This window comes from Nitratidesulfovibrio sp. SRB-5 (genome assembly GCF_019931275.1).
Taxonomy (GTDB): Bacteria; Desulfobacterota; Desulfovibrionia; order Desulfovibrionales; family Desulfovibrionaceae; genus Cupidesulfovibrio.
In genome coordinates, this window is record NZ_JAIOTY010000004.1 from 101514 (window position 1) to 122091 (window position 20578).

The 20578-nt window shown below is 68.3% G+C and carries 14 protein-coding genes; 6 read left to right on the plus strand and 8 right to left on the minus strand.

What is annotated here, in order from left to right; translation table 11 throughout:
• Positions 1-1328 precede the first annotated feature (1328 nt).
• The 6 genes from hflX to K6142_RS15635 form a co-directional block, all read right to left on the minus strand.
• Positions 1329-3296: a GTPase HflX gene (gene hflX / locus K6142_RS15610; RefSeq protein WP_223380935.1), complete on the minus strand. Its 1968-nt coding sequence runs from the start codon at positions 3294-3296 to the stop codon at positions 1329-1331.
• A gap of 224 nt (positions 3297-3520) precedes the next feature.
• Entirely contained in the window at positions 3521-4120 is a 600-nt protein-coding gene (locus K6142_RS15615; RefSeq protein WP_012613064.1) for an IMP cyclohydrolase, read from the minus strand.
• Between the two features lie 249 nt (positions 4121-4369).
• The gene (gene thrC, locus K6142_RS15620) at positions 4370-5848 is read right to left on the minus strand and encodes a threonine synthase (RefSeq protein ID WP_223290487.1); all 1479 of its coding nucleotides are present in this window, start codon (positions 5846-5848) and stop codon (positions 4370-4372) included.
• A gap of 87 nt (positions 5849-5935) precedes the next feature.
• On the minus strand, positions 5936-6664 hold the full coding sequence (gene plsY, locus K6142_RS15625) for a glycerol-3-phosphate 1-O-acyltransferase PlsY (RefSeq protein ID WP_223290486.1): 729 nt from the start codon (positions 6662-6664) through the stop codon (positions 5936-5938).
• A 129-nt stretch (positions 6665-6793) separates the two neighbouring features.
• The gene (locus K6142_RS15630; protein WP_223380936.1) at positions 6794-9001 is read right to left on the minus strand and encodes a ribonuclease catalytic domain-containing protein; all 2208 of its coding nucleotides are present in this window, start codon (positions 8999-9001) and stop codon (positions 6794-6796) included.
• A gap of 423 nt (positions 9002-9424) precedes the next feature.
• Positions 9425-10717, minus strand: coding sequence for an IMP cyclohydrolase (locus tag K6142_RS15635; RefSeq protein ID WP_190246072.1), 1293 nt, complete (start codon positions 10715-10717; stop codon positions 9425-9427).
• Between the two features lie 384 nt (positions 10718-11101).
• On the opposite strand from K6142_RS15635, the gene K6142_RS15640 reads away from it, so the two are divergent.
• The gene (locus tag K6142_RS15640) at positions 11102-11479 is read left to right on the plus strand and encodes a hypothetical protein (RefSeq protein ID WP_012613059.1); all 378 of its coding nucleotides are present in this window, start codon (positions 11102-11104) and stop codon (positions 11477-11479) included.
• On the opposite strand, the gene K6142_RS15645 is transcribed toward K6142_RS15640, so the two are convergent.
• Positions 11399-13144 (minus strand): transglycosylase SLT domain-containing protein, encoded by a 1746-nt coding sequence (locus K6142_RS15645; protein ID WP_190245888.1) that lies wholly within the window; start codon positions 13142-13144, stop codon positions 11399-11401. The two genes, K6142_RS15640 and K6142_RS15645, sit on opposite strands and share 81 nt — an antisense overlap.
• Positions 13145-13525: 381 nt before the next feature.
• On the opposite strand from K6142_RS15645, the gene K6142_RS15650 reads away from it, so the two are divergent.
• The 4 genes from K6142_RS15650 to K6142_RS15665 all read left to right on the plus strand — a co-directional run bounded on the left by K6142_RS15650 (position 13526) and on the right by K6142_RS15665 (position 18957).
• On the plus strand, positions 13526-14812 hold the full coding sequence (locus K6142_RS15650; RefSeq protein ID WP_190245889.1) for an adenylosuccinate synthase: 1287 nt from the start codon (positions 13526-13528) through the stop codon (positions 14810-14812).
• Between the two features lie 181 nt (positions 14813-14993).
• On the plus strand, positions 14994-15959 hold the full coding sequence (locus tag K6142_RS15655) for a DNA polymerase III subunit delta' (RefSeq protein ID WP_190245890.1): 966 nt from the start codon (positions 14994-14996) through the stop codon (positions 15957-15959).
• 558 nt (positions 15960-16517) lie between these two features.
• Positions 16518-17327, plus strand: a complete 810-nt coding sequence (locus K6142_RS15660; protein WP_012613055.1) for a response regulator — start codon at positions 16518-16520, stop codon at positions 17325-17327.
• A 145-nt stretch (positions 17328-17472) separates the two neighbouring features.
• Complete coding sequence (locus tag K6142_RS15665) at positions 17473-18957, plus strand: deoxyribodipyrimidine photo-lyase (RefSeq protein WP_223290464.1); 1485 nt, start codon at positions 17473-17475, stop codon at positions 18955-18957.
• Between the two features lie 171 nt (positions 18958-19128).
• On the opposite strand, the gene K6142_RS15670 is transcribed toward K6142_RS15665, so the two are convergent.
• Positions 19129-19539 (minus strand): DUF4911 domain-containing protein, encoded by a 411-nt coding sequence (locus K6142_RS15670; protein ID WP_190245891.1) that lies wholly within the window; start codon positions 19537-19539, stop codon positions 19129-19131.
• A gap of 413 nt (positions 19540-19952) precedes the next feature.
• Here K6142_RS15670 and K6142_RS15675 point away from each other — a divergent pair.
• Positions 19953-20578 (plus strand): thiamine pyrophosphate-binding protein (locus tag K6142_RS15675; RefSeq protein WP_263284439.1); only part of this gene is annotated, 626 nt, incomplete at its 3' end.

The following is a 20578-nucleotide window of genomic DNA, read 5'->3' on the forward strand; positions in this document are numbered from 1 at the left end:
TTCGGGCTTGCGCGGGTGCGCCGGGGCTGACCGGAACTGCGGCAGCTGCGGCGACGCGGTACGGAATGGCCGGAAAAGTTCGGCTCCGCAAGGGGTTGCACTGCCCCAGGCGCGGGCGGTCGTCAAGGTGGCTGCGTGCAATGGCACGTTGTGGCGCTGCCATGCAGCCGGGGGTGACGCCGTAACGTCGGGGCGACGGCGTGAAATACCCCACGCGAGTGGGGTTATTGCCTACCGTATGAGTATGATTTAGGCGCTTTCGCGCCGCGTGGCAAGGTCTGCGTGTACTTACTGCACCGGGCGGGCAAAGAAAAGTGCGGAGCGGGCGGCAGGCGGCGGTGCGCATGCGGAAACCGCAAGGGACTGTCAGAAGGGAGGGTAGATGCGGGGCCGGATGTGAGGCCGGAAGGGGGTGGTGGCGGAGGGGAGGTTGTGTTGGCCGGGGGGCTGGCTTGACGGGGGCGATTGCCGGGACATGGACCGTGGGCGACGGGGAATCGCCGGGAATCTGGCGGGACGGGATACGGGGCGAGAGGAGTAGAGGGGCAGCGGCTGGAGTGCGTGACCGCCGGAAAACGGCAAAAGGAAAGGCGTGCCGCTCCGGATATCCGGGAGATTCCGCGCTCTGCGCCGGGATCTCTGCTGCACGCCTGTTAGGGATTATCTTCCGTGTCCCTATTCATTGGGGGCAACTCGCTTTGCCGTTATGGGGGTAAATCTCTGCCAGAACAGTCCTCCGATGGCGTTCCTTCGCATTTGGCCTCTGTCGCGTTCTGTGCATCGTGCCGTGGCTCGGCTGGGCTCCGCCTGCTTCCTGCGCAGGCTGCGAGCGCTCTGTGCACTGGTTGCGGACCTCGCAACGCCCTCGGCGTTGCTGCGTACTCCGGCGGGATGCCGACCCACTGGCTAGGTCGATCTCTTTCGCCGGTGATTAAACCCTAGCCCTGCATGTGTCCGCTGTAAAGGGGGTATGGCGGTGCGGAGGAACTATTGTGGCGTTGGTGCAGTGCGTTTTTTCGTTGTGCAACATGGCGCATCCATTGATGGAGTTGGATATGCGCATGTGGGCATGTTGCAGTGCCGCCATGTTGCAGTTGTAATATGCTGAAAGAAAAAGATATTTTTTTGCAAAAAATATCGACAATGAGCACGGTGTGTTGCGCTGGGCATGGTGGCAGTGCATCGTCACATGGAATTGTGCGCCCGCACGATGCAGGGTTGCGCCGCATGCGGCGCGAGCCTTGGTGCTGTGTCCGTTGGTGCGCCTGCGGGATGGGGAAGTGTCACCCGGCGGCGGCCACGCGGGGCGGCGGCCACCGCATCGTGCCTCAGTTCAGCCGGTCCGATTCCATTTCCGGCCAATCGTACCCGGCGTCCGCTTCGTCTGTTCCTGTTTCGTCCGGGTAGGCCCCATAGCCACCCTCGTCCCCATCGTCCGCCGGGCACTCGTTCCCGTCGCCTTCGCCGCCGCCCTTGCCCGCGCGCTTGCCGCAGGGGCGCAGGTCGCGTTCCCAGTCGATGCGCGCGGCAATGGACGCCACCAGTTCGTCCAGCCCCTGCCGCGTGGCGGCGGACAGGGTGATGGCGTCGGGGTGCACAGCGCGCAGGGCCTCGCGCGTTTCGTCGTCCAGGGTGTCCCACTTGTTCAGCACCAGCAGGCGCGGCACCTCGTGCAGTTCCATGTCGGTGAGGATGGTGTCCACCGCGCCCAGCTGACGGTCCAGTTCGGGGTGGCCCGCGTCGGCCACGTGAATCAGCAGGTCCGCCGCCTCCAGCTCTTCCAGCGTGGCGCGGAAGGCTTCCAGCAGCTCCTTGGGCAGGTTGCGGATGAAGCCCACGGTGTCGGCCAGGATCAGTTCGCGCTCGTGCGGAAAGCGCAGGCGGCGGGTGGTGGGGTCCAGCGTGGCGAACAGCTTGTTTTCGGCCAGCACCTGGCTGTTGGTCAGGGCGTTGAGCAGGGTGGACTTGCCCGCGTTGGTGTAGCCCACCAGCGAGGCCAGCGGCACCCGCTGCTTGGCTCGCCGGGCGCGGGCATAGGCGCGCTGGCGGCGCAGCGATTCCAGTTCGTCCTTGATGCGCCCGATGCGGTCGCGGATGCGGCGGCGGTCGGTTTCCAGCTTGGTTTCGCCGGGGCCGCGCCCGCCGATGCCGCCCATCAGGCGGTCCATGGCGCGGTTTTTTCCCACCAGGCGGGGCTGGGTGTACTTCAGCTGGGCCATTTCCACCTGCAACTTGCCCGCGCGGGTGGTGGCGTGCTGGGCAAAGATGTCCAGGATCAGCTGGGTGCGGTCCAGCACCTTGCGCTCGGTCAGGTCGGCCAGGTTGCGCAGCTGGGCCGGGGAAAGTTCGCCGTCGAAGATGATCATGGTGGCGTTGCCCTGAAGGGCCAGCACCTCCAGTTCCGCCAGCTTGCCCTTGCCCAGGATGAACTTGGGGTTCAGCGAGGGCACGCGCTGGATCAGGGTGCCCGCGCAGCGTACCCCGGCGGTGCGGGCCAGTTCGGTCAGCTCGGCCAGATTCAGTTCCTGCAAGGGCCGAGGGGCGGTGGACACGCTGACCAGCACGGCGGCGGGGCCTTCCGCTTCGGCGGCAAGGGCGGCGGTGTGGGCAATGTGCTCGGCATGGCTGCGACCCTGCGGCACGGCCCCGGCGGCGGTGGCGGCAGTGCCGCGCGCACGGGCGGGGGCCACGGCGCGCGCGTCGCTGGCGGCGCGGGCCATTTCCTCTTCCAGCGCCTCCACCTGGGCCACAACGTCGGTGTCCACGCGGTCCCACGGCTGGGCCGGGTGAACCCGGTAGGCCTTGCCGTCCTCTGGCTGCGGCAGCAGGTGGGCGTGCTGGAAGGTCAGCGGCTCGCCCCATTCGTTGACGGTCAGCACGCCGAAGCCGTCCAGCCGCAGGAACAGCAGGTCCATCAGGTCTTCCTGCGAAAGCAGGTCCGGCCCCAGGTGGGTGTGCAGCAGGCGCAGGCCGCGCAGGCGGCCCGTGCCGGTGCGGGCGCGGGGCAGTTCCGGAATGGTGATGGCCCCGGTGTCGCCCACCAGCACCATGGCCACGCGGCCCTGCCGGTCGATGAGCACGGCCACCTGCCGCCCCACGCTGCGGGACAGGGCGGCCAGTTCGCGGGCCTGCTCGTGCGAATAGCCCCCCACGGACGGGAAGCGGCGCTGGTACAGGCGGGTCAGGGCCTTGACGTGGCTGGGCTTGAGCCCCTGGGTGTTGCCGAGAACCTTGGCGATGGGAGTGCTCCTGCGCTGGCGGAATGAAACGTGGTGCGCCCGGTCATTTGCGGACATTTGCGGACATTTGCGGACATCTGTGGCCATCTGCGGTCGGCGGCCCGGCGCGGAAAGGCATCATACGCGGAAGGGGCGGCGCGGGGAAGCGGGACATGCAAAGGGGGGCAGCGGAAACGGGATGGGGGCGGACGCCCCACACGGCAAAACCGGGCGCCCTTGCGGACGCCCGGTCGGCAGTCGAAACTGTGGGATACTCTTCAGGGGCTGCTTCCGGACAGTCCCTAGCGGGCCGCTGCGGCCAGGTAGTCGGCGATCATCCGGTCGTAGGCCGCCGTGGCGGCAAAGGTGAGCACCGACATCTCGCGCCGGAATTCCAGCCCCACGCGCATGGAATTGGTGCGCATTTCCTCCATGGCCTGCCCGTAGTACGCGGGCGAAGGCAGCACGAGGATGGAGTGGTAGTTCTTGGCTGCGGCGCGCAGCATGCACGGGCCGCCGATGTCGATTTCCTCCACGGCCTGCTTGAGGTCCAGCCCCTTGGCCGCGGCAGTGGCGAAATCGTACAGGTTCACACAGATCAGGTCGAACGGGGCAATGCCCAGTTCACGCAGCGTGGCCACGTGTTCCGGGTTGTCCTTGTCGGCCAGCACGCCGCCGTGGATGTGCGGGTGCAGCGTCTTCACCCGGCCCCCGAGAATTTCGGGAAAGCCGGTCACGCGGCTGACGGGGGTGACCTTCAGCCCCGCGCCTTCGAGCATGCGGCGCGTGCCGCCGGTGGAGACGAGTTCCACGCCGTTGCCCGCCAGAAAGGCCGCGAAGTCGGCCAGGCCGCTCTTGTCCGTGGCGCTCATGAGCGCCCGTTTGATGGGCAGGAACTCCATGCGTTCTCCTTGTCGCGGAATCTCGTAAACGTTCACTTGCCAGTGCCAGAAGAAACCCGTCAGCGCAAGGGCGTGAGCGGTATGCCACGCCATGCGCGACAACAGCAACGGTGGGGGCACGGCGCGGAACAGAAACGGCAATGCGCATTGCGGTTGTCCGGCGCGGGAACGAAGCGCGGCGCACGGAAGAACTCCGTGCGCCGCGCCGTTTGATCGGATGCGGGATGGGCGGTTGCCCTGAATGCGGCGTTACGCCTTCTTCGCCAGCCCCAGTCTGGCCACCACCGCCTCGGCGGCGGCAAGGGTGTAGGCCTCGGGCGACAGGCGCGCCTTGTCTTCCGGGCTGACCACCAGCGCGGGCGCGTTGGCCAGGCTGGCGTCCGGGGTCACGCCGTATTCGGGCGGGAAGCTGTTGGTGAAGTACATGTCCTGAAAGCCCGCAAACTTCAGGCTGTGCGCCGTTGCGTCGAGCACGGCGTGCTCGCCCTGCGACACCAGGCCCAGTTCCCGGGCCTTGATCAGCCCGGCCAGGCATTCGCCGCCCTGGGTGCAGGCGATGTGCCCGTGGCGGTTGCCCCGGATCATGGCGTCCATGATCTCCTGCTCGGTCACCTGCACCACGGAGAAGGCGCGTTCGCCCCCTTCCGCGATAAACCTGTCCGCCAGCGCCTTCACGCGGGGGAAGGACACCGGGTTGCCGATCATGGCCGCCTGGGCCACGCTGGGCTGCACGGTGACCGGGGCGTAGGTGCGGGTGGCCGGGTCCGGCTGGCTGTAGTAGCGCCACACCGGGTCCGCATGGTGCGACTGCACGCCGATGACCCGCGGCAGGGCGTCGATGACGCCAAGGCGCAGCAGCTTCAGGAAGCCTGCCATGATGGCCGTGACGTTGCCCGCGTTGCCGATGGGCACGAACACGCACTGCCCCTTCATGTCCCAGCCGTACCACTGGGCCACCTCGAAGGCGTACGATTCCTGGCCCAGGATGCGCCAGCTGTTCTTGGAATTCAGCAGGGCCACCCGGTAGTTTTCGGCCAGGTGTTCCACCACCTTCATGCAGTCGTCGAACACGCCGGGAATTTCCAGCACCGTGGCCCCACTGCCGAGGGGCTGCGAAAGCTGCTGCGGGGTGACCTTGCCGTGCGGCAGCAGCACCACCGACTTCACCGGCCCGCCCACGTACGAGGCGTACAGCGCGGCGGCGGCGGATGTGTCGCCCGTGGAGGCGCACACGGTCAGCACCTCGTCCCAGCCGTGCTTGCGCACCAGCGCCTTCAGGTAGCTGAACGCGCAGGCCATGCCCCGGTCCTTGAACGAGGCGCTGGGGTTCTGGCCGTCGTTCTTGAAGGCGAAGGGAATGCCCACGGCATCGCGCAGCACGGGGGCCGCCTCGATGATGGGGGTGTTGCCCTCGCCAAGGTACACGATGTCCTCTTCTTCCAGCACCGGGGCCATCAGCTCGTAGAAGCGGAAGATGCCGCGCAGGGCGGTGGTGCGGGTGGCGGCGCGGGCGTCGAACAGGGCGCGCCATTCGGGACCGGTGCGCTGTTCCGCCAGCGTGTCGAAATCAAGGTCTTCAAGCAGGTACACCCCGCCGCAGCTGGGGCAGGTGTACAGCAGTTCGTCGATGCCGCGACGCTCTCCGCAGCCGAGGCAGACGTACTCCATCCGCGTGCGCGCGGCCGGAAAGTCGTGACCGGGTGCGGGACAGGATGTGGGACAAGGCATGGGGCCGGTCTCCTTGAGATCGTGCAATGCAGCAGTTGTGGCGCCTGCCGTGGCACCGGCGACAAGGCCGGGGCGGCGCCGTGAAAGCTACTTTTCCGGCGTGGCGCCGGGTTCTCCGTGCGCGGCGCAGCCGCACCCGCAGGGGGCCTGCCCGTCAGCCCGGTCGGCAAGGTCAGCCTGATCGGTGGAGGCGTTGCCCGCCGCGCAGCCGGTGTCCGCCGCGTCGTGGTGCTTCTTCTGCCAGGGCTTTTCCTCGCCGCGCGCCAGCCGCCCGATGTTCTCGCGGTGGCTCCAGTACACAAGGGCCATGACCACCAGCGCCAGCGGCAGCAGCTTCCACTTGCCGTACACCAGCAGGAACACGGGCAGGGCCGTGACCAGGGTCAGCGAGCCCAGCGAGACGAAGCCGGAACGCCAGATCACCAGCAGGCAGGCAATGCCCGCCAGCACCAGTTGCCCGAAGGCCAGCGGAATGAACACGCCCACCGTGGTGGCCACGGCCTTCCCCCCCCTGAAGCCCAGGAAGCAGGAATAGAGGTGCCCCAGCAGGGCGGCCAGCGCCGTCAGGCTGTGGAAGAACGTGGAATCGCTGAACGACATGGCGATGGCCACGGGCAGCGCGCCCTTCAGCGCGTCGCACAGCAGGGTGGCCACGCCCCATTTGGTGCCGCACAGCCGGGCCACGTTGGTGGCGCCCACGTTGCGGCTGCCGCCGGTGCGCGGGTCCACCCCGCAGAAGGTGCGGGCGAACACCAGCCCGAAGGGGATGGAGCCCATGACGTAGGCGATGGCGATCCAAAGCAGCTTACCCATCATGATCGTGCCTCCTGCGGGGGCTGGGCGGGTGAAATGTCGTTGTCGCGGTTGGCGTGCCAGGGCGCGCCGTCCCTCTCGGAATACGCGCCGCCTGGCTGGGAATGCGCCCCGCGCCGGGTCACAATGCCGTCACTCTTCTTCCGCGTCCAGTATCTGGATTTCGTTGTTCAGCGGATGGATCTTGCCCACCCGCACCCGGAAGTGCTGGCCGGGGTTCACCTTGTCGCCGAATGTGGCGCGCCGCCCGCGCAGGAACAGCTGTTCGCGCGGCAGGCTGACCGTGACGAAGGCGTCGTTTTCTTCCGTGACCACGGCGTGCCACCAGGTCTTGTCGCCCTTCTGGCGAAAATGCAGCAGCTTCCAGTAGCGCGGGCGAAAGCGCTGCACCTGTCCCGCCGCGTCCAGCCGGGCGTTCAGCAGGGGCAGCATGGCGTCCAGTTCCTCGCGGGTCCAGCGGCCCTGCCCGGCGGCCAGCGCGTGCAGCACCTGGGTTTCGTTGATCAGGTCGGGGTAGCGGCGCAGCGGCGAGGTGACCGGGCTGTACGCGGGCACCCCGATGCCCGCATGGGGTCGGGGCGAGGTTTCCAGCAGCGACGAGGCCAGGGCCTTGACCACCCGCGCCACCTCGTGCGGGGCGCGCCACACCCCGGCGTATTCGCGGGGAATGCCCACGTCCTGGGTGCGGTGCAGCAGGGCCACGCGGTTTTCACCGGCCCAGCGGGCCACCCCGGCGTTGGCGAGGATCATCATCTCCGCCACGATGGACTGGCTGCGCGGCGTGGTCGGCTGCTCCGCGATGTCCACCACGGTGGCGGAGCCTTCGCCGGATAACGTCACCTTCGGATCGTCGCGTTCGATGATCACCGCCCCGCGCCCGATGCGGTGGGATTGCAGGGCGCGCGCCAGCCTGTCGGCCACGGCCAGCCGGTCCGCGTGCGGGGCCGCCGCGTTGTCCGGCAGGGGGATGGGCGCGGCGGTGGGGGCGGATGCGGCGTCCTCCGCGTCCGGGTCGCCCGCCAGCATGGCCGCCAGCAGGTCGTCGTCCGGGTTCGGGGCGGCCTGCGGCGGGGCCACGGCGGCCAGGCAGGCCTCGCAGGCCTCGTAGGTGAGGTTGGCGGCCAGGTTCACCCACGCCCCGCCGGGCACGCAGGATTGCAGTTCGCCGTCCGGGGCCACTTCCATGGCCAGCACCAGCGCGGGCCGGTCCTGCCCGGCCAGCAGGCTGAAGAAGCCGGTGCCCAGTTCGTCGGGCAGCATGTGGTGGGTGGCTTCCGGCAGGTAGATGCTGGTGGCGCGGCGCAGCACGGCCTTGTCCAGTTCGCTGCCGTAGGGCCAGGCCAGGGCCGGGCAGGCCAGGGCCAGCCACAGGCGAAAGCCCCCGTCGCCGCGCGCCTCGATGTGGAAGGCGTCGTCGATGTCGCGGGTGGTGGCGGAATCTATGGAGATGAACGGCGTGGCCAGCGGTTCGCGCCGGGCGGATTCCACGGCGGCGCGCAGCGCGGCGATGTCGTCCGCGTGGCTGGCTGCCCAGGCGTTGCCGGGGTCGTAGCCCGCGCGGTCCATCCAGAAATTGTGGTGCTCCGGCACCAGGCCCCAGGTTTTGGCCAGGTGCAGGGCCAGGTGCGGGTCGTCGGGCAGGCCCTTGGTCACCTGTTTCCAGACCGCCTCGGAGTCGTGGTCGTCCGGGTCGGCCAGACGGGTCATGACCAGCGCGGCCAGCTGTTCGGCGATGTCCGGTTCGGGGCGTTCCGGCGAGGTTTCCGGCGGCAGGGTGCGGCGGCGCGAGTGCACGTCCCACAGGATGCGCACGAATTCGTTGCCTGCGGCCACCAGGGCTTCGCGCTGGCGGGTGGCTTCCTGTTCGGCCAGACGGGCGTCCACCTTTTCGGCGGTGTACACCTCGAAGTCGGGCGGCTGGAACTTGAAGTGCGTCTTGCAGGCCAGCATGGCGCGGCCAAGGGCGGCAAGGTCGTCCACTTCGGGCGCTTCCCAGAGCAATTCCGCGAACCATTCCAGCGAGGCGCGGTCCACCTCGCCCTGGGCCAGGGTCCAGAGTTCCAGCGCGTCGAGCGTGGTTTCGCGGTCGTCGCGGCGCTGGCGGTGCAACTCCAGCAGGTCGATGATCTGCTGGCGGCCGTATTCGCCGGAGTAGACCGGGCCGGACCAGGGCAGCAGGCGGTTGGTGGTGAGCTTGGTTTCGCGGCGGTTGGCGAGCAGCAGGCGCAGCTTGCCTGCCTGTTCTTCGAGCACCCAGGCCGTTATGGGGCGGTTGCCCTGCATGAATTCAACGATGCACCCCGGGCCGGGGTAGCGCACGATGCCGGATGGTGCCGCCATGTTTCCCGCTTGGTTTGTATCAGTGAGGCCGGGGCGTTGTGAGCGTTGGCGCGTCCTGTCAGCGCAGGTGCGCTGCCTGCGGAATCCGTCTTTTGCCGCCGGACTGCGTTGAATCAAGATTTTTGATGCTCACGTACAAGAGTACGCTGCGCTCAAAAACCTTGATTCGCCTTGTCCGGCGGGCAAAACTCGTAATTCCTTGCATCGCCCCCGCACCAGCCACCCGCAGCGGAAGACCGCTGCGGGGTATAAGGAAGAAAGGCAAGTTCAGGACGAGAGCAGAAAAAAGCATCAGCTTCGACAGGGAAGGAAGCTGAGGGGCGTGGTGTTGCCCGACTACATATAAAAAGTTTGGGGGGGAGGGGTACGGGGAGGGAGACCCTTTTCAAAGGGTCCCCTCCCCGTATTCTCTTCCAACATTCTTTAATGTTTAAAAGATCTCTGCCCCGTAAACACCATGGCGACCTGCGGGCTGGCCTCGTTCACGGCCATGATCACTTCGTGGTCGCGCATGGAGCCGCCGGGCTGGGCGATGGCGGCAACGCCCTGTGCCAGGGCCACGTCCACGCCGTCGCGGAAGGGGAAGAACCCGTCGGAGACCAGCACGGTGCCGGGCAGGCCACCGCGTTCGTCCCTGGTGCGGCGTTCGATGGCGGCCAGCGAGTCGGCCAGGGCCGGGTCGGCGGCGGCCTTCTGCTTCAGATCGTACAGCGAGCAGTTGTGCGCGGCGAAGGCCAGCGAGTCTGCGTACTTGGTATAGGCCTTGTGAATGGCCAGTTCCACGCAGCCCACGCGGTCCTGTTCGCCGGTGCCGATGGCCACGGTGGCGCCGTTGCGGGCAAAGATCACCGAGTTGGACGTGACGCCCGACTCCACGGCCCAGGCGAACAGCAGGTCGTCGGCTTCCTGCTTGGAAGGCGCGCGGGCGGTGACGGTGACGCCGTCCTTGCTGGTGGCTTCGGCGGGCAGAAAGTCGGCCACGGTGCGGATGCGGTTGCGGAACGAGTGCTGGATGACCATGCCGCCGTCGGTCAGGCTCTTGATGTCCAGGAACGGCGCATCGGCGAACTGATCGAGCCGGGCCAGGCCGGGCATGCGCAATATGCGCAGATTCTTGCGGGTTTGCAGCAGTTCCAGCACACCGGGCTCGAAGTCGGGCGCGGCCACCACCTCGAAGTAGTTGGCGGCGATGAGTTCACCGGCGGCGCGGCAAAGCGGGCGGTTGACCACCACGGCCCCGCCGAACGCGGCGATCCGGTCGCAGTTGTAGGCCTTGTCCAGCGCGTCGGCCACGCCATCATTGGACCATGCGGCCCCGCACGGGTTGTTGTGCTTCAGGATGACGGCGGCGGGGCGCGCGGTGAGGTACTGAAGGATGTTCACCCCGTTGTCCACGTCGGTCAGGTTGGTCTTGCCGGGGTGCTTGCCCGCCTGGACCATGTGTTCTTCGGCGATGGCCGAGACAAGGCCCTGTCCGGCGGCGCGAAAGGCCACGCCGCCAAGGGTCAGCCCGCCTTCGGCCAGTTCGTACAGGGCGGCGGGCTGGTCGGGGTTTTCGCCGTAGCGCAGGCCCTTGCGTTCACCGTCGATGGTCCAGGTGCGCTTGCGGTAGGTCAGGGTGGTGTCGCCCAGCGTCAGGGTAAGGGAATCCGGAAACGGATCGTCCTGGAGGGTGCGGTACATGTCCTTGAGGCTGGCGGGCTTCGGCGAAGTCATGACGGGCTCCGGCAGGGGGCGGCGCGGCCCGGCAACGCCGCGTGCATCCGGCGCGCGCGGGGTGCGCGGGGGGCCGGGTGCGGCGTGCCGGATACGGCGGGCCTGCGCCCGGCGGCGAGGCCGGGCGGAATGGGCGTTATCGGGGGCGGAAACGGCGCGGCATGCGCAACGCCCCGCCACGGGGCGGGGCGCGGTCGCCTTCCGGGCTGCGACAGCGGGAATGCTAGCACAGCCCGCAAGGGCGGGCAATTTCCATTTGAACCGGCATCCGGATTGGCGTAGCCTGCGGGGCACGGCGCGGCCACTGCACGCGCGCGGACGCATCGGCGTCCCGAGACGTCCCGGCCGCCCCCACACCACCCCGCATGAAGGAGCGATGACCCCATGGAGCGCATGCTGCAAAAGCTGGCACAGCAACTGAACGCCTACGACGAGGCGTCGCTGATGTCGCTGTGGGACCGCTACGCCGCCGTGGTGGACCGCTTCGAACCCACCAAGCGGTGGGAAGAGGCGGCGCTGGTGCTCAGCCTGATCCAGGCGGTGCGCTGGAAGAACCAGCTCTTCAACCACCACTGGGCCTCGGCGGCCCGGCCCGAGGGCGAACCCATGGGGGTGCCCCCGCGCATGGCCTTCAACCTCGAACCGGTAGCCGAATCCCCTGCCGGGAATGGCGACCCCGCCCTAAACGGTGGGCCAGCGGACGGGGACGGCGTCCAGAAGCGGCGCAAGGTGCTCAGCTTCCGGCCGCGAGAGGGCGACTAGCCCGTTGAGTATGTAATAGTAGTAGCGCACGCTTTCCACGAATGCCACGGCCTCGTAGCCACGACAGTACCCGTACCGGGTGCGGGCGTGGTAGCGGGGCCGCGCCAGTTTGGGAAAGGTGTCCTTCAGTTCGCGCCAGGTGCGGCCGGAGCCGCCAAGGTCCTGGTTCAGCCGGATGGCGTCGCGCAGGTGGCCCGGCCCCTGGTTGAAGGCCGCCAGGGTGAAGAACCAGCGGTCCCACGGTTGTAGGTCCAGGTCGTCCAGGCTGTCCCACAGCATGCGCAGGTAGCGCGCCCCGCCCCGGATGGACTGGCTGGGGTTCATGCGGTTGACCTTCAGCAGCAGGGCCGTGTTCTGGGTAAGCTGCATGATGCCGCGCACCCCGGTCTTGCTGCGGGCAGAGGCATCGAAGCGCGATTCCTGGAAGATCACGGCGGACAGCAGTAGCGGGTCGATGTTGCTCTGGGCCGCGGCGCGGCTGATGGCGGGGGCGTGGGCGGGCAGCTTTTCGGCCACCACGGTCATCAGGTCCATCAGGTCGAAGATGTCCGCATAGCCGGAGGCCCCGGTATAGTCGCCGTCTTCGGCCACGCCCAGCGATTCCGGCAGAAAGCCGAAGTAGCGCTCGGTCAGGTCGTCCAGCAGGGTGTCTGCCGGGGCGGTGCGCTCACGCCAGAATTCGTCCAGCCTGGGGGCCAGGGTGGCGTCGTCGCCGCGCCAGTACCAGTGGTAGGACAGGGGCTTGCCCGTGACCCGGCCTGCCGCGGGTTCGGCCATGAAAGGCTGCCACAGTCGCCACGAGTCGCCGTCTACCATGGCGTGGCGGGGGGCGTCGCCGGATGCGGCGTCCGCGGTGGATTCGCCGGGCAGAAGGGACGGACCGCCGGAAGGCGGCAGCAGCCCCTGCACGGGGGGTACAGCCGGTCCCGCCGAGGTCTCCCAGGTGGTCAGCAGCAGGGCAGAGCGCAGCCCGGTGGAGGTCTGGCCGTCCCGTGCGGCTTCGGCGGTGCCGGTATCGCGCAGTGCGGCGTGCACGGGCGCGGGCAGGTCCGGTTCCGACCAGCGCACCAGTACCGGGCGGGCATGGTCGTAGGCCGGTCCCGCCACCAGGTCGGTGAGGGGGATGGGGTCGGTGCCGGTGGCCAGGCGGGTCAGCAGCGCGGCCAGCGAAATGCCGGGCGCGGCGTCCGTGGCGCCCGTGGCGTGGGTTGCCGCAGCGGCAATGCCGGGTGTCCCAGACGTGCCGGATGCGCCAGACGCGCTGATGCCGGCCCCGCCATCGTGGCCGTCCCTTTCATTGCCGCCTGTTCCGCCTGTTCCGCCCGTTCCGCCTGTTCCGTGGGCTTCGGGCGCGGTGCCGAAGCCCACGGCCACGTCGGCGTAGCCGTCGGCCACCAGGCGCAGGGCCTCGTCGCGGTTGTCGGCCTTCACCCAGCGCAGCTCGTAGCCGTAGCGGGCGCAGAAGGCGGTCAGCAGTTCCTGTTCGAAGCCGGGGCCGTAGGGCGAAAGGCGCGTCAGCACCCGTTCGCGGGCAGGGGCGGCCACGCGCAGCACGTCGGAATCGCGCGGGGCGGGCAGCAGGATGAGCAGCAGCAGGAACGCCTGGGCGATGGCAAGGCCGAACAGCGCAAAGCGTTCCCTGGTGGTGAAGATAGGATTGTGCATGCGGTACGGTGGGCCGACGGGTGGAGAGCAGCGAGGCGGAGAAGAGCGGGTGGCCGGATGCGCGGGTGGCCTGTGTCGAGGGGGAGCGGAAGGGGCGTTCGCCTGTGGCGGGCCGCGCTTCCGTGCGCGGGGGTGGCCGTCGGGCCGTGGGTTGTGCGGCGTTGCGCGGAGCGGCGCTGGTGCGCCGTTTTTCCGGTGGGCCTTGGCCCGCCGGCGGTTCCGGCATGTCCGCGTGCGGACGATTTTCTGCTGTCGGGGTCGTATCGGCAGCAGTTCCGTTGACTTCCAAGAAGTCACGGGATAAGACATGATGCCTTTTCTGCGCGCCTTCGGCAAGAGCCGGAGCCGCAGGGTGGCACTCAATGTCACAAGGAGTGGGAAATGTCAAACGTGGTCGTGATGGGTGCCCAGTGGGGCGATGAGGGCAAGGGCAAGATCGTCGATCTGCTGACCCGCAAGTGCGATGTGATCGTGCGCTTCCAGGGCGGCAACAACGCCGGGCACACCGTGCTGGTGGGCGACAAGCAATACATCCTGCACCTCATCCCTTCGGGCATCCTGCATCCGGGCAAGAAATGTCTCATCGGCAACGGCGTCGTGCTCGACCCCGCCGTGTTCTGCCGCGAGGTGGAAACCCTGCGCGACAAGGACGTGGACGTTTCTCCGGCGCGGCTGATGATCAGCCGCAAGGCCCACGTGATCATGCCCTACCACAAGGCGCTGGACGTGGCCCGCGAGTGCCACAAGACCAACGAATCCAAGATCGGCACCACGGGCCGGGGCATCGGCCCCTGCTACGAGGACAAGATGTCGCGCATCGGCATCCGCGCCGCCGACCTTGCCATGCCCGAATTGCTGCGCGCCAAGATCGAGGCCGCGCTGCTGGAAAAGAACGCCCTGCTGGCTGGCCTGTACGGCGGCGAAGCCATGACCGTGGACGCGGTGTTCGATGAAGTCATGGCCGTGGCCCCCCGCGTGGTGCCCCACCTGGCCGACGTCACCGCCGAGATCGAAGCGGCCTGGGCCGCCGGGCAGCACGTCATGTTCGAAGGCGCCCAGGGCACCCATCTGGACATCGACCACGGCACCTATCCCTTCGTCACCTCGTCCAACACGGTGTCGGGCAATGCCTCTGCGGGCAGCGGCATCGCGCCCACCCGGCTGGACCGCATCGTGGCCATCGTCAAGGCGTACACCACCCGCGTGGGCGCCGGGCCCTTCCCCACGGAGCAGCTGAACGAGGCGGGCGACTACCTGCAACAGAAGGGGCACGAATTCGGCGCCACCACGGGCCGCAAGCGCCGCTGTGGCTGGCTGGACGCGGTGGTGCTGCGCGAGGCCGTGCGCCTGAACGGCCCCACCGACATCGCCCTGACCAAGCTGGACGTGCTGTCGGGCCTGAAGGAACTGAAGATCTGCACCGCCTACGAATACCAGGGCGGCACCATCACCGTGGCCCCGCAGGAACAGAACGGCATGGCCCACGTCACCCCGGTGTACGAGACCATGCCCGGCTGGGATGACGACATCACCGGCTGCACCACCTGGGAAAGCCTGCCCGCGCCCACCCGCGCCTACATCGCCCGCATCGAGGAACTGACCGGCGTGCGCGTGAGCCTGGTGTCCGTGGGTCCGGAACGCGACCAGACCATCAACCGGGGCTGGTAGCGCCCGGCTCGGAATATCCACTCGGAAGGGGCGGCTCGGGCCGCCCCTTTTTCATGACGGATGCGCAACCGGGCGCAACCGGGGGGAGCCGGGGCGCCAACAGGCATGGACGGCCCCCCGCGCCTTCGGGTAGCATGGCCCGGCAGTTCGGAACCCGCATCACCCTTGCATCGGAACCACCATGGCCAACGACACCATCACTGCCCCCAAACGCGGTCGCGCCGCCGCAGCCGCAACGGATGCCCCGCCCGCGCCGCAGGACCCGCGCGAGGTTGTGGCCCCGCTGCTGGCCCCCCGGCATCAGCGCACCGTGGGCCATCTGCACGCGCTGGCCGCATCGCCGCCGCAGGTGGTGCTGGCAGAGGGGGGCACCGCGCCGGAACGCATGGCCCTGGCCCTGTACTGGGCGGCGCTGCTGAACTGCGAGGCCCCAGGCGATGGTCTGGACGATGCCCGTCCCTGCCTGGCCTGTCCGTCGTGCCTGCGCATGGCCGGGGGCGGCCACCGCGACCTCGTGGTGCTGGACGGCAACAAGCCCAGCGCCGAGGAAGGTTCCTTTTCCATAGAGAACGTGCGCGCGCTGCGCGGCCTTTTGGGCGAACCCCCGCGCGAGGGCCGCAGACGCGTGGTGGTGCTTGTGGATGCCCACACCCGCGTGGAGGCGGCCAACGGCCTGCTGAAGTCGCTGGAAGAACCCCGCCCCACCACCTGCTTCGTGCTGCTGGCCCCCCAGCGCGAACGGCTGCTGCCCACCCTGGTGTCGCGCAGCTTCGTGCTCACCCTGGCCTGGCCCACCGATGCGGCCCCGCCGCCCCCGGCGGTGCGCGACTGGCTGGACGCGCTGGTGGAATTCATCCAGACCGGCGGCGGCTGGATGGAACGCACCTCCCGCAAGGGCGATCTGGACGCCCCCCTTGCCGTCGCCGTGGTGCTGCATTGCCAGCGCGCCCTGGCCGACGTGCTGGCCGGGCGCGCCGCAGACCCTCTGGGCCGCCTGCTGGCGGAGCGCATGGACCTGGCCCGGCTGCGCCGTTGCGACGAGGCCCTGGCCGCCGCGCAGGAGGCCCTGTCCCTGAGCCCCAGCCCGGTGAACCCGGCCCTGGTCATGGACTGGCTGGCCACCCGGATGTTCCTGGGCGTGCGCTAGGGGCGGGCTGTCCGCCCGTTCCCCCCTCCCCCCCCCCTCCCCATTGCCCCCCCGCGTCCATTTCGACTGAACTAGGCCGCGTTTCCGTGCCGGGCCGCGTTTCCGTGCCGGGTCGCGTTTCCGTCCCGGAGGCAGGCCGTGCTCGCCGCCACCGGCTGACCGCCCGCGCGTGGCCCCCGATGCGTGGCCCCCGATGCGAGGACCGGCCATGCGTGGACCGGACATGCGAGGACCGGACATGCGGCCCCGCGCCTGCGGCCTTCCCTTTTTCCGTCTTTTCCACGCTGCCGGGCCTTTCGGCGTGCCGCCACCCCGCCGCGCACGGCACCCGCCCGTCCAGCGTTGCCCCGACCGCCGCGCGCTGACGTTTGGTGTTTTCAGCTTTCCCTGCCCCGCCGTGCAGGGAAAAACCGCGCGGGCAGTCCGGGCAACAATCCGTAACGTAACAACTTTTTTTCCGAATTCCCGTGGGCGTCGGGCCGTGCGGCATTGCGCGCCCCCTGCCGAGCGTGTAGCATTCGGACAACGCACAGATAGACGCCGCGCCGGGGAGGCCGCATGAACATGACCGCAGAAGCGCCGCGCACGGTGCTGATCATCGAGGACAGCAACGTGCAGTCCAAGATCATCCGCAAGCAGATTCAGGCGCTTACCCAGTTCGACACACTCATTGCCCACACCATGCAGGATGCCGAGGCCCTGCTGCGCGACCATGGCCAGCAGATCTTCATCGCCATCATCGACCTGAACCTGCCCGATGCCCCCGACGGCGAGGCCGTGGACCTGTGCCTGGCCTGGAAGGTGCCGTCCATCGTGCTGACCGCCACCTTCAACGACGAAATCCGTCGCCGGTTCATCGAGCGGCGCGTGGTGGACTATTTCTTCAAGGGATCCATCCAGGACATGGATCCCATGGTGGCCAGCCTGGAGCGGGTGTTCAAGAACCAGTTCATCACCGTGCTGGTGGTGGACGATTCGCGCACCCAGCGCGCACAGATCAAGAAGCTGCTGGAAGTGCAGCGCTTTCGCGTGCTGGAGGCCGGGGACGGCGTGGAAGCGCTGGCCGTGTTCGAACAGAACCCGCATACCCGCCTGGTGATTACCGACTACCAGATGCCCAACATGGACGGCATCGAACTGGTGCGCGAACTGCGTGGCCGCCACAAGATGGACCGCGTGGCCATCATCGGGGTGTCTTCGGTGGGGTCCGGCCCGCTTACCGCCCAGTTTCTCAAGAACGGTTCCAACGATTTTCTCACCAAGCCCTTCGAGGTCGAGGAGTTCTACTGGCGCGTCAACCACAACATGGACGTGCTGGACATGATCTGCGACCTCAAGTCGTGCATGGAGACGCTGGAAACGCGCTGAGCCGTCTGTCCCGCCCGTGCTGCCCGTCCTGTCCGTCCTCCTGTGCTGACGGTCCCGCGTCCTGATTGGCCCCGTGGCCGGACGCCCCGGTTGATACAGGCGGGGGGCGCGCCGGTGGGGCGGCCTTCGGGGCAGGGAGGATGCCATGGCGTCGCAGAATGCAAACCCGCCGCTGGCCTTTTCGTCGGTGGTGGACCCCCGCCGCGTGGTGGGCATGCACGGCGGATCCGCTGTTCATCCGGCACCGGGCGCAAGGCCGGGCCGTGGGCCGGTGCTGTACTGGATGCACCGCGAGCACCGCGCACGGGACAACTGGGCGCTGCTGCATGCCCATGCCGAGGCCGCCCGGCTGGGTGCGCCGCTGGCCGTGGTGTGGTGCCTGGCAAACAGCTTTCTGGGCGCCACCATCCGGCAGTTCGGCTTTCTGCTGCGCGGGATGGAGGAAACCCAGCACCATCTGGCGGCGTCGGGCATCCCCCTTGTGGTGCTGCGCGGCAACCCGCCGGAAGAAGTGGTGCGGTACGCCCGTTCGGCAAATGCCGCGCTGGTGGTCACCGACTTCGACGTGCTGCGGCTGAAACGGACGTGGCTGGCATCCGCCACGCGGGGGCTGGCCGGGGTCTGCCCCCTGCACGAGGTGGATGGCCGCAACGTGGTGCCCTGCCGGGGCGCCTCGCCCAAGCGCGAATACGCGGCCCGCACCCTGCGCCCGAAAATCCACCGCCTGCTGCCGGAATTCCTGACCCCCATCCCCGCGTTGCCATCCGCGTCTTCCGTGTCTGGCGCATCCTCCGTGCCCGTTCCCGACGTGGACTGGGCATCCCTGCGCGACAATCTTGCCGTGGACCGCACCGTGGCCGAGGTGGGCCCGCTGCCGGGCATGCCGGACATCACGCCCGGAGAGGACGCCGCCCGCGTCGCCCTGGGCGATTTCATCCGGGCCCGCCTGCACCGCTACCACCTGCGCAATGATCCCAATGCCCATGGCGTGTCCGGCCTGTCGCCGTACCTGCACTTCGGCATGCTGTCCGCCCAGCGGGCCGCGCTGGCGGCCCAGGCCCATGGAGAGGCGCCGGACGATTGCCGCGCCTCGTTTCTGGAAGAACTGATCGTGCGGCGCGAACTGGCCGACAATTTCTGCCTGCACGCGCAGGACTACGACGCCGTCACCTGCTTTCCCGACTGGGCGTTGGCCACCCTGGACAAGCACCGCCACGACCCGCGCCCGGCCCTGTACGACGAGGCCCAACTGGCCGCCGCGCGCACGGCGGACCCGCTGTGGAACGCGGCCCAGACCGAGATGGTGTTCGCCGGGCGCATGCACGGCTACCTGCGCATGTACTGGGCCAAGCAGATACTGCTGTGGTCGCCCACGCCTGAAGACGCCGTGCGCACTGCCGTGGCCCTGAATGACCGCTACTTTCTGGATGGCCGCGACAGCAACGGCTACACCGGCATCGCATGGTCCATGGGAGGGGTGCATGACAGGCCGTGGGGCGAACGGCCCGTGCAGGGCACCATCCGTTCCATGACCTACAACGGGGCGCGCTCCAAGTTCGACGTGGGCGCGTACATCCGGCGCATGCAGGCGCTGCGCGGCGGCGAGGGGGAGCAGGGCACGCTGTTCTGAGCAGAACGCGAAAAGGGCCTGTCATTTCCGGATGGGGCAGGCAGAAACGGTGGGGCGCACCATGGTGGTGCGCCCCGCCGTTTTTCATGTGTCGTGGTGCAAGGGGGGGCGCGTCGAGGGGCAGCTTCGGCAGCTTTGGCTGTCCCGTTGCGCCTGTCCTGTTCCCCGGTCTTATCCGGCCGATGTGGCCCGCGCGCGCAACGGAGATTCGAAGACCGTGAAGGGAATGGTGGCGCGCATGCCCTCCAGGAAGGCGCGCATTTCCCGTTCCTGATGGGGCGAGAACACGATCTTGAGCACCGCGTCCGCGCCGGGGGCGGTGGAACCCTTGCCCGTGCCGCCGGGGGCGCCGCCTTCCGTGCCGCACCGGTTCCGCGCCGCGCCGTTGTCTTCCGCAGTATTGTCGTTCGTGCCGCCCCCGACCCCGCGATCAAGCACGGTCATGTAGCCCAGGTTGTCCTGCGCCTCCAGCAGAAAGCGGAACATGGCGATGTGCCGGGGCGCGATGCGCGCGTACAGCCACGACGATTCATGCGGCGGCGGCAGCGGCGGGGATGGCTTGCGGGGGCGTTTGCGGGCCACGGGGTCTCCTGCGGGTGGCGGTAGTGGCGGCGTGCGGGCATGTCGGGACATGCGGGACGCATCGGCCGCGCGAAGCTGGCGGGGCCTGTGCGATTCGCGGGGTGCCGGTACGGGGGAGGTGCCCCGGCATGGCCGCCGTGTCAAGGAGAAGGGCATAGGCAAACTGTCGGACCATCAGACGGATACCCGGAGACTGTATGGAGGCCCGGACAGTTTGCGCGCGGGAGATGTCTGGAGCGGGTCGCATTTTTTTAAATAGTATTTGTTCTTAGGGCATTGGGTGTGAAGTGCGCGGCAGGATCATATTTTGCTAGGCGGGGTGTCGCACTGGCTCCACCCGCACGTCGGGATGGAAGGATGTCTACCGGCCAGACATCCGACAGCGCGCATTTCATACTTTCAAGGAGCACATCATGCCCAAGATGACCCCCAGTGAAGCAATGGCTGAAGTCCTCGTGCAGGAAGGCGTCACGCACGTCAGCGGCATTCTCGGGTCGGCCTTCATGGATCTGCTGGACCTGTTTCCCGCCGCGGGCATCGATTTCATTTCGGTGCGCCACGAACAGACCGCGGGCCACATGGAGGACGCCTTTACCAGAATGACGGGAAGGGCGGGTGTCTGCATCGGCCAGAACGGCCCCGGCATTACCAACTACGTCACGGCGGTGGCCACGGCCAACATGGCTCACACGCCCATGGTCGTCCTGTCTCCCAGCGCGGGCAGCATCTCGGTGGGTTGGGACGGCTTTCAGGAATGCGACACCTGGAATCTGTTCAAGCCCATCACCAAGGCATCGCTGCGCGTGCCGCACCCCAAGCGCGCTGCCGACATCCTGCGCACCGCCTTCCGTATAGCCTATGCCGAACGCGGCCCGGTGCTGGTGGATATCCCGCGCGACTACTTCTACGGTGAACTGGACGAGGACATCCTGGCCCCGTCGCAGTACCGCGTGGCCCCCGGCGGCATCGGCAATCCGGAACAGTTCCGCGAGGCGGTGGAAGTGCTGAAGTCTGCCAAGCGCCCGGTCATCGTCTCCGG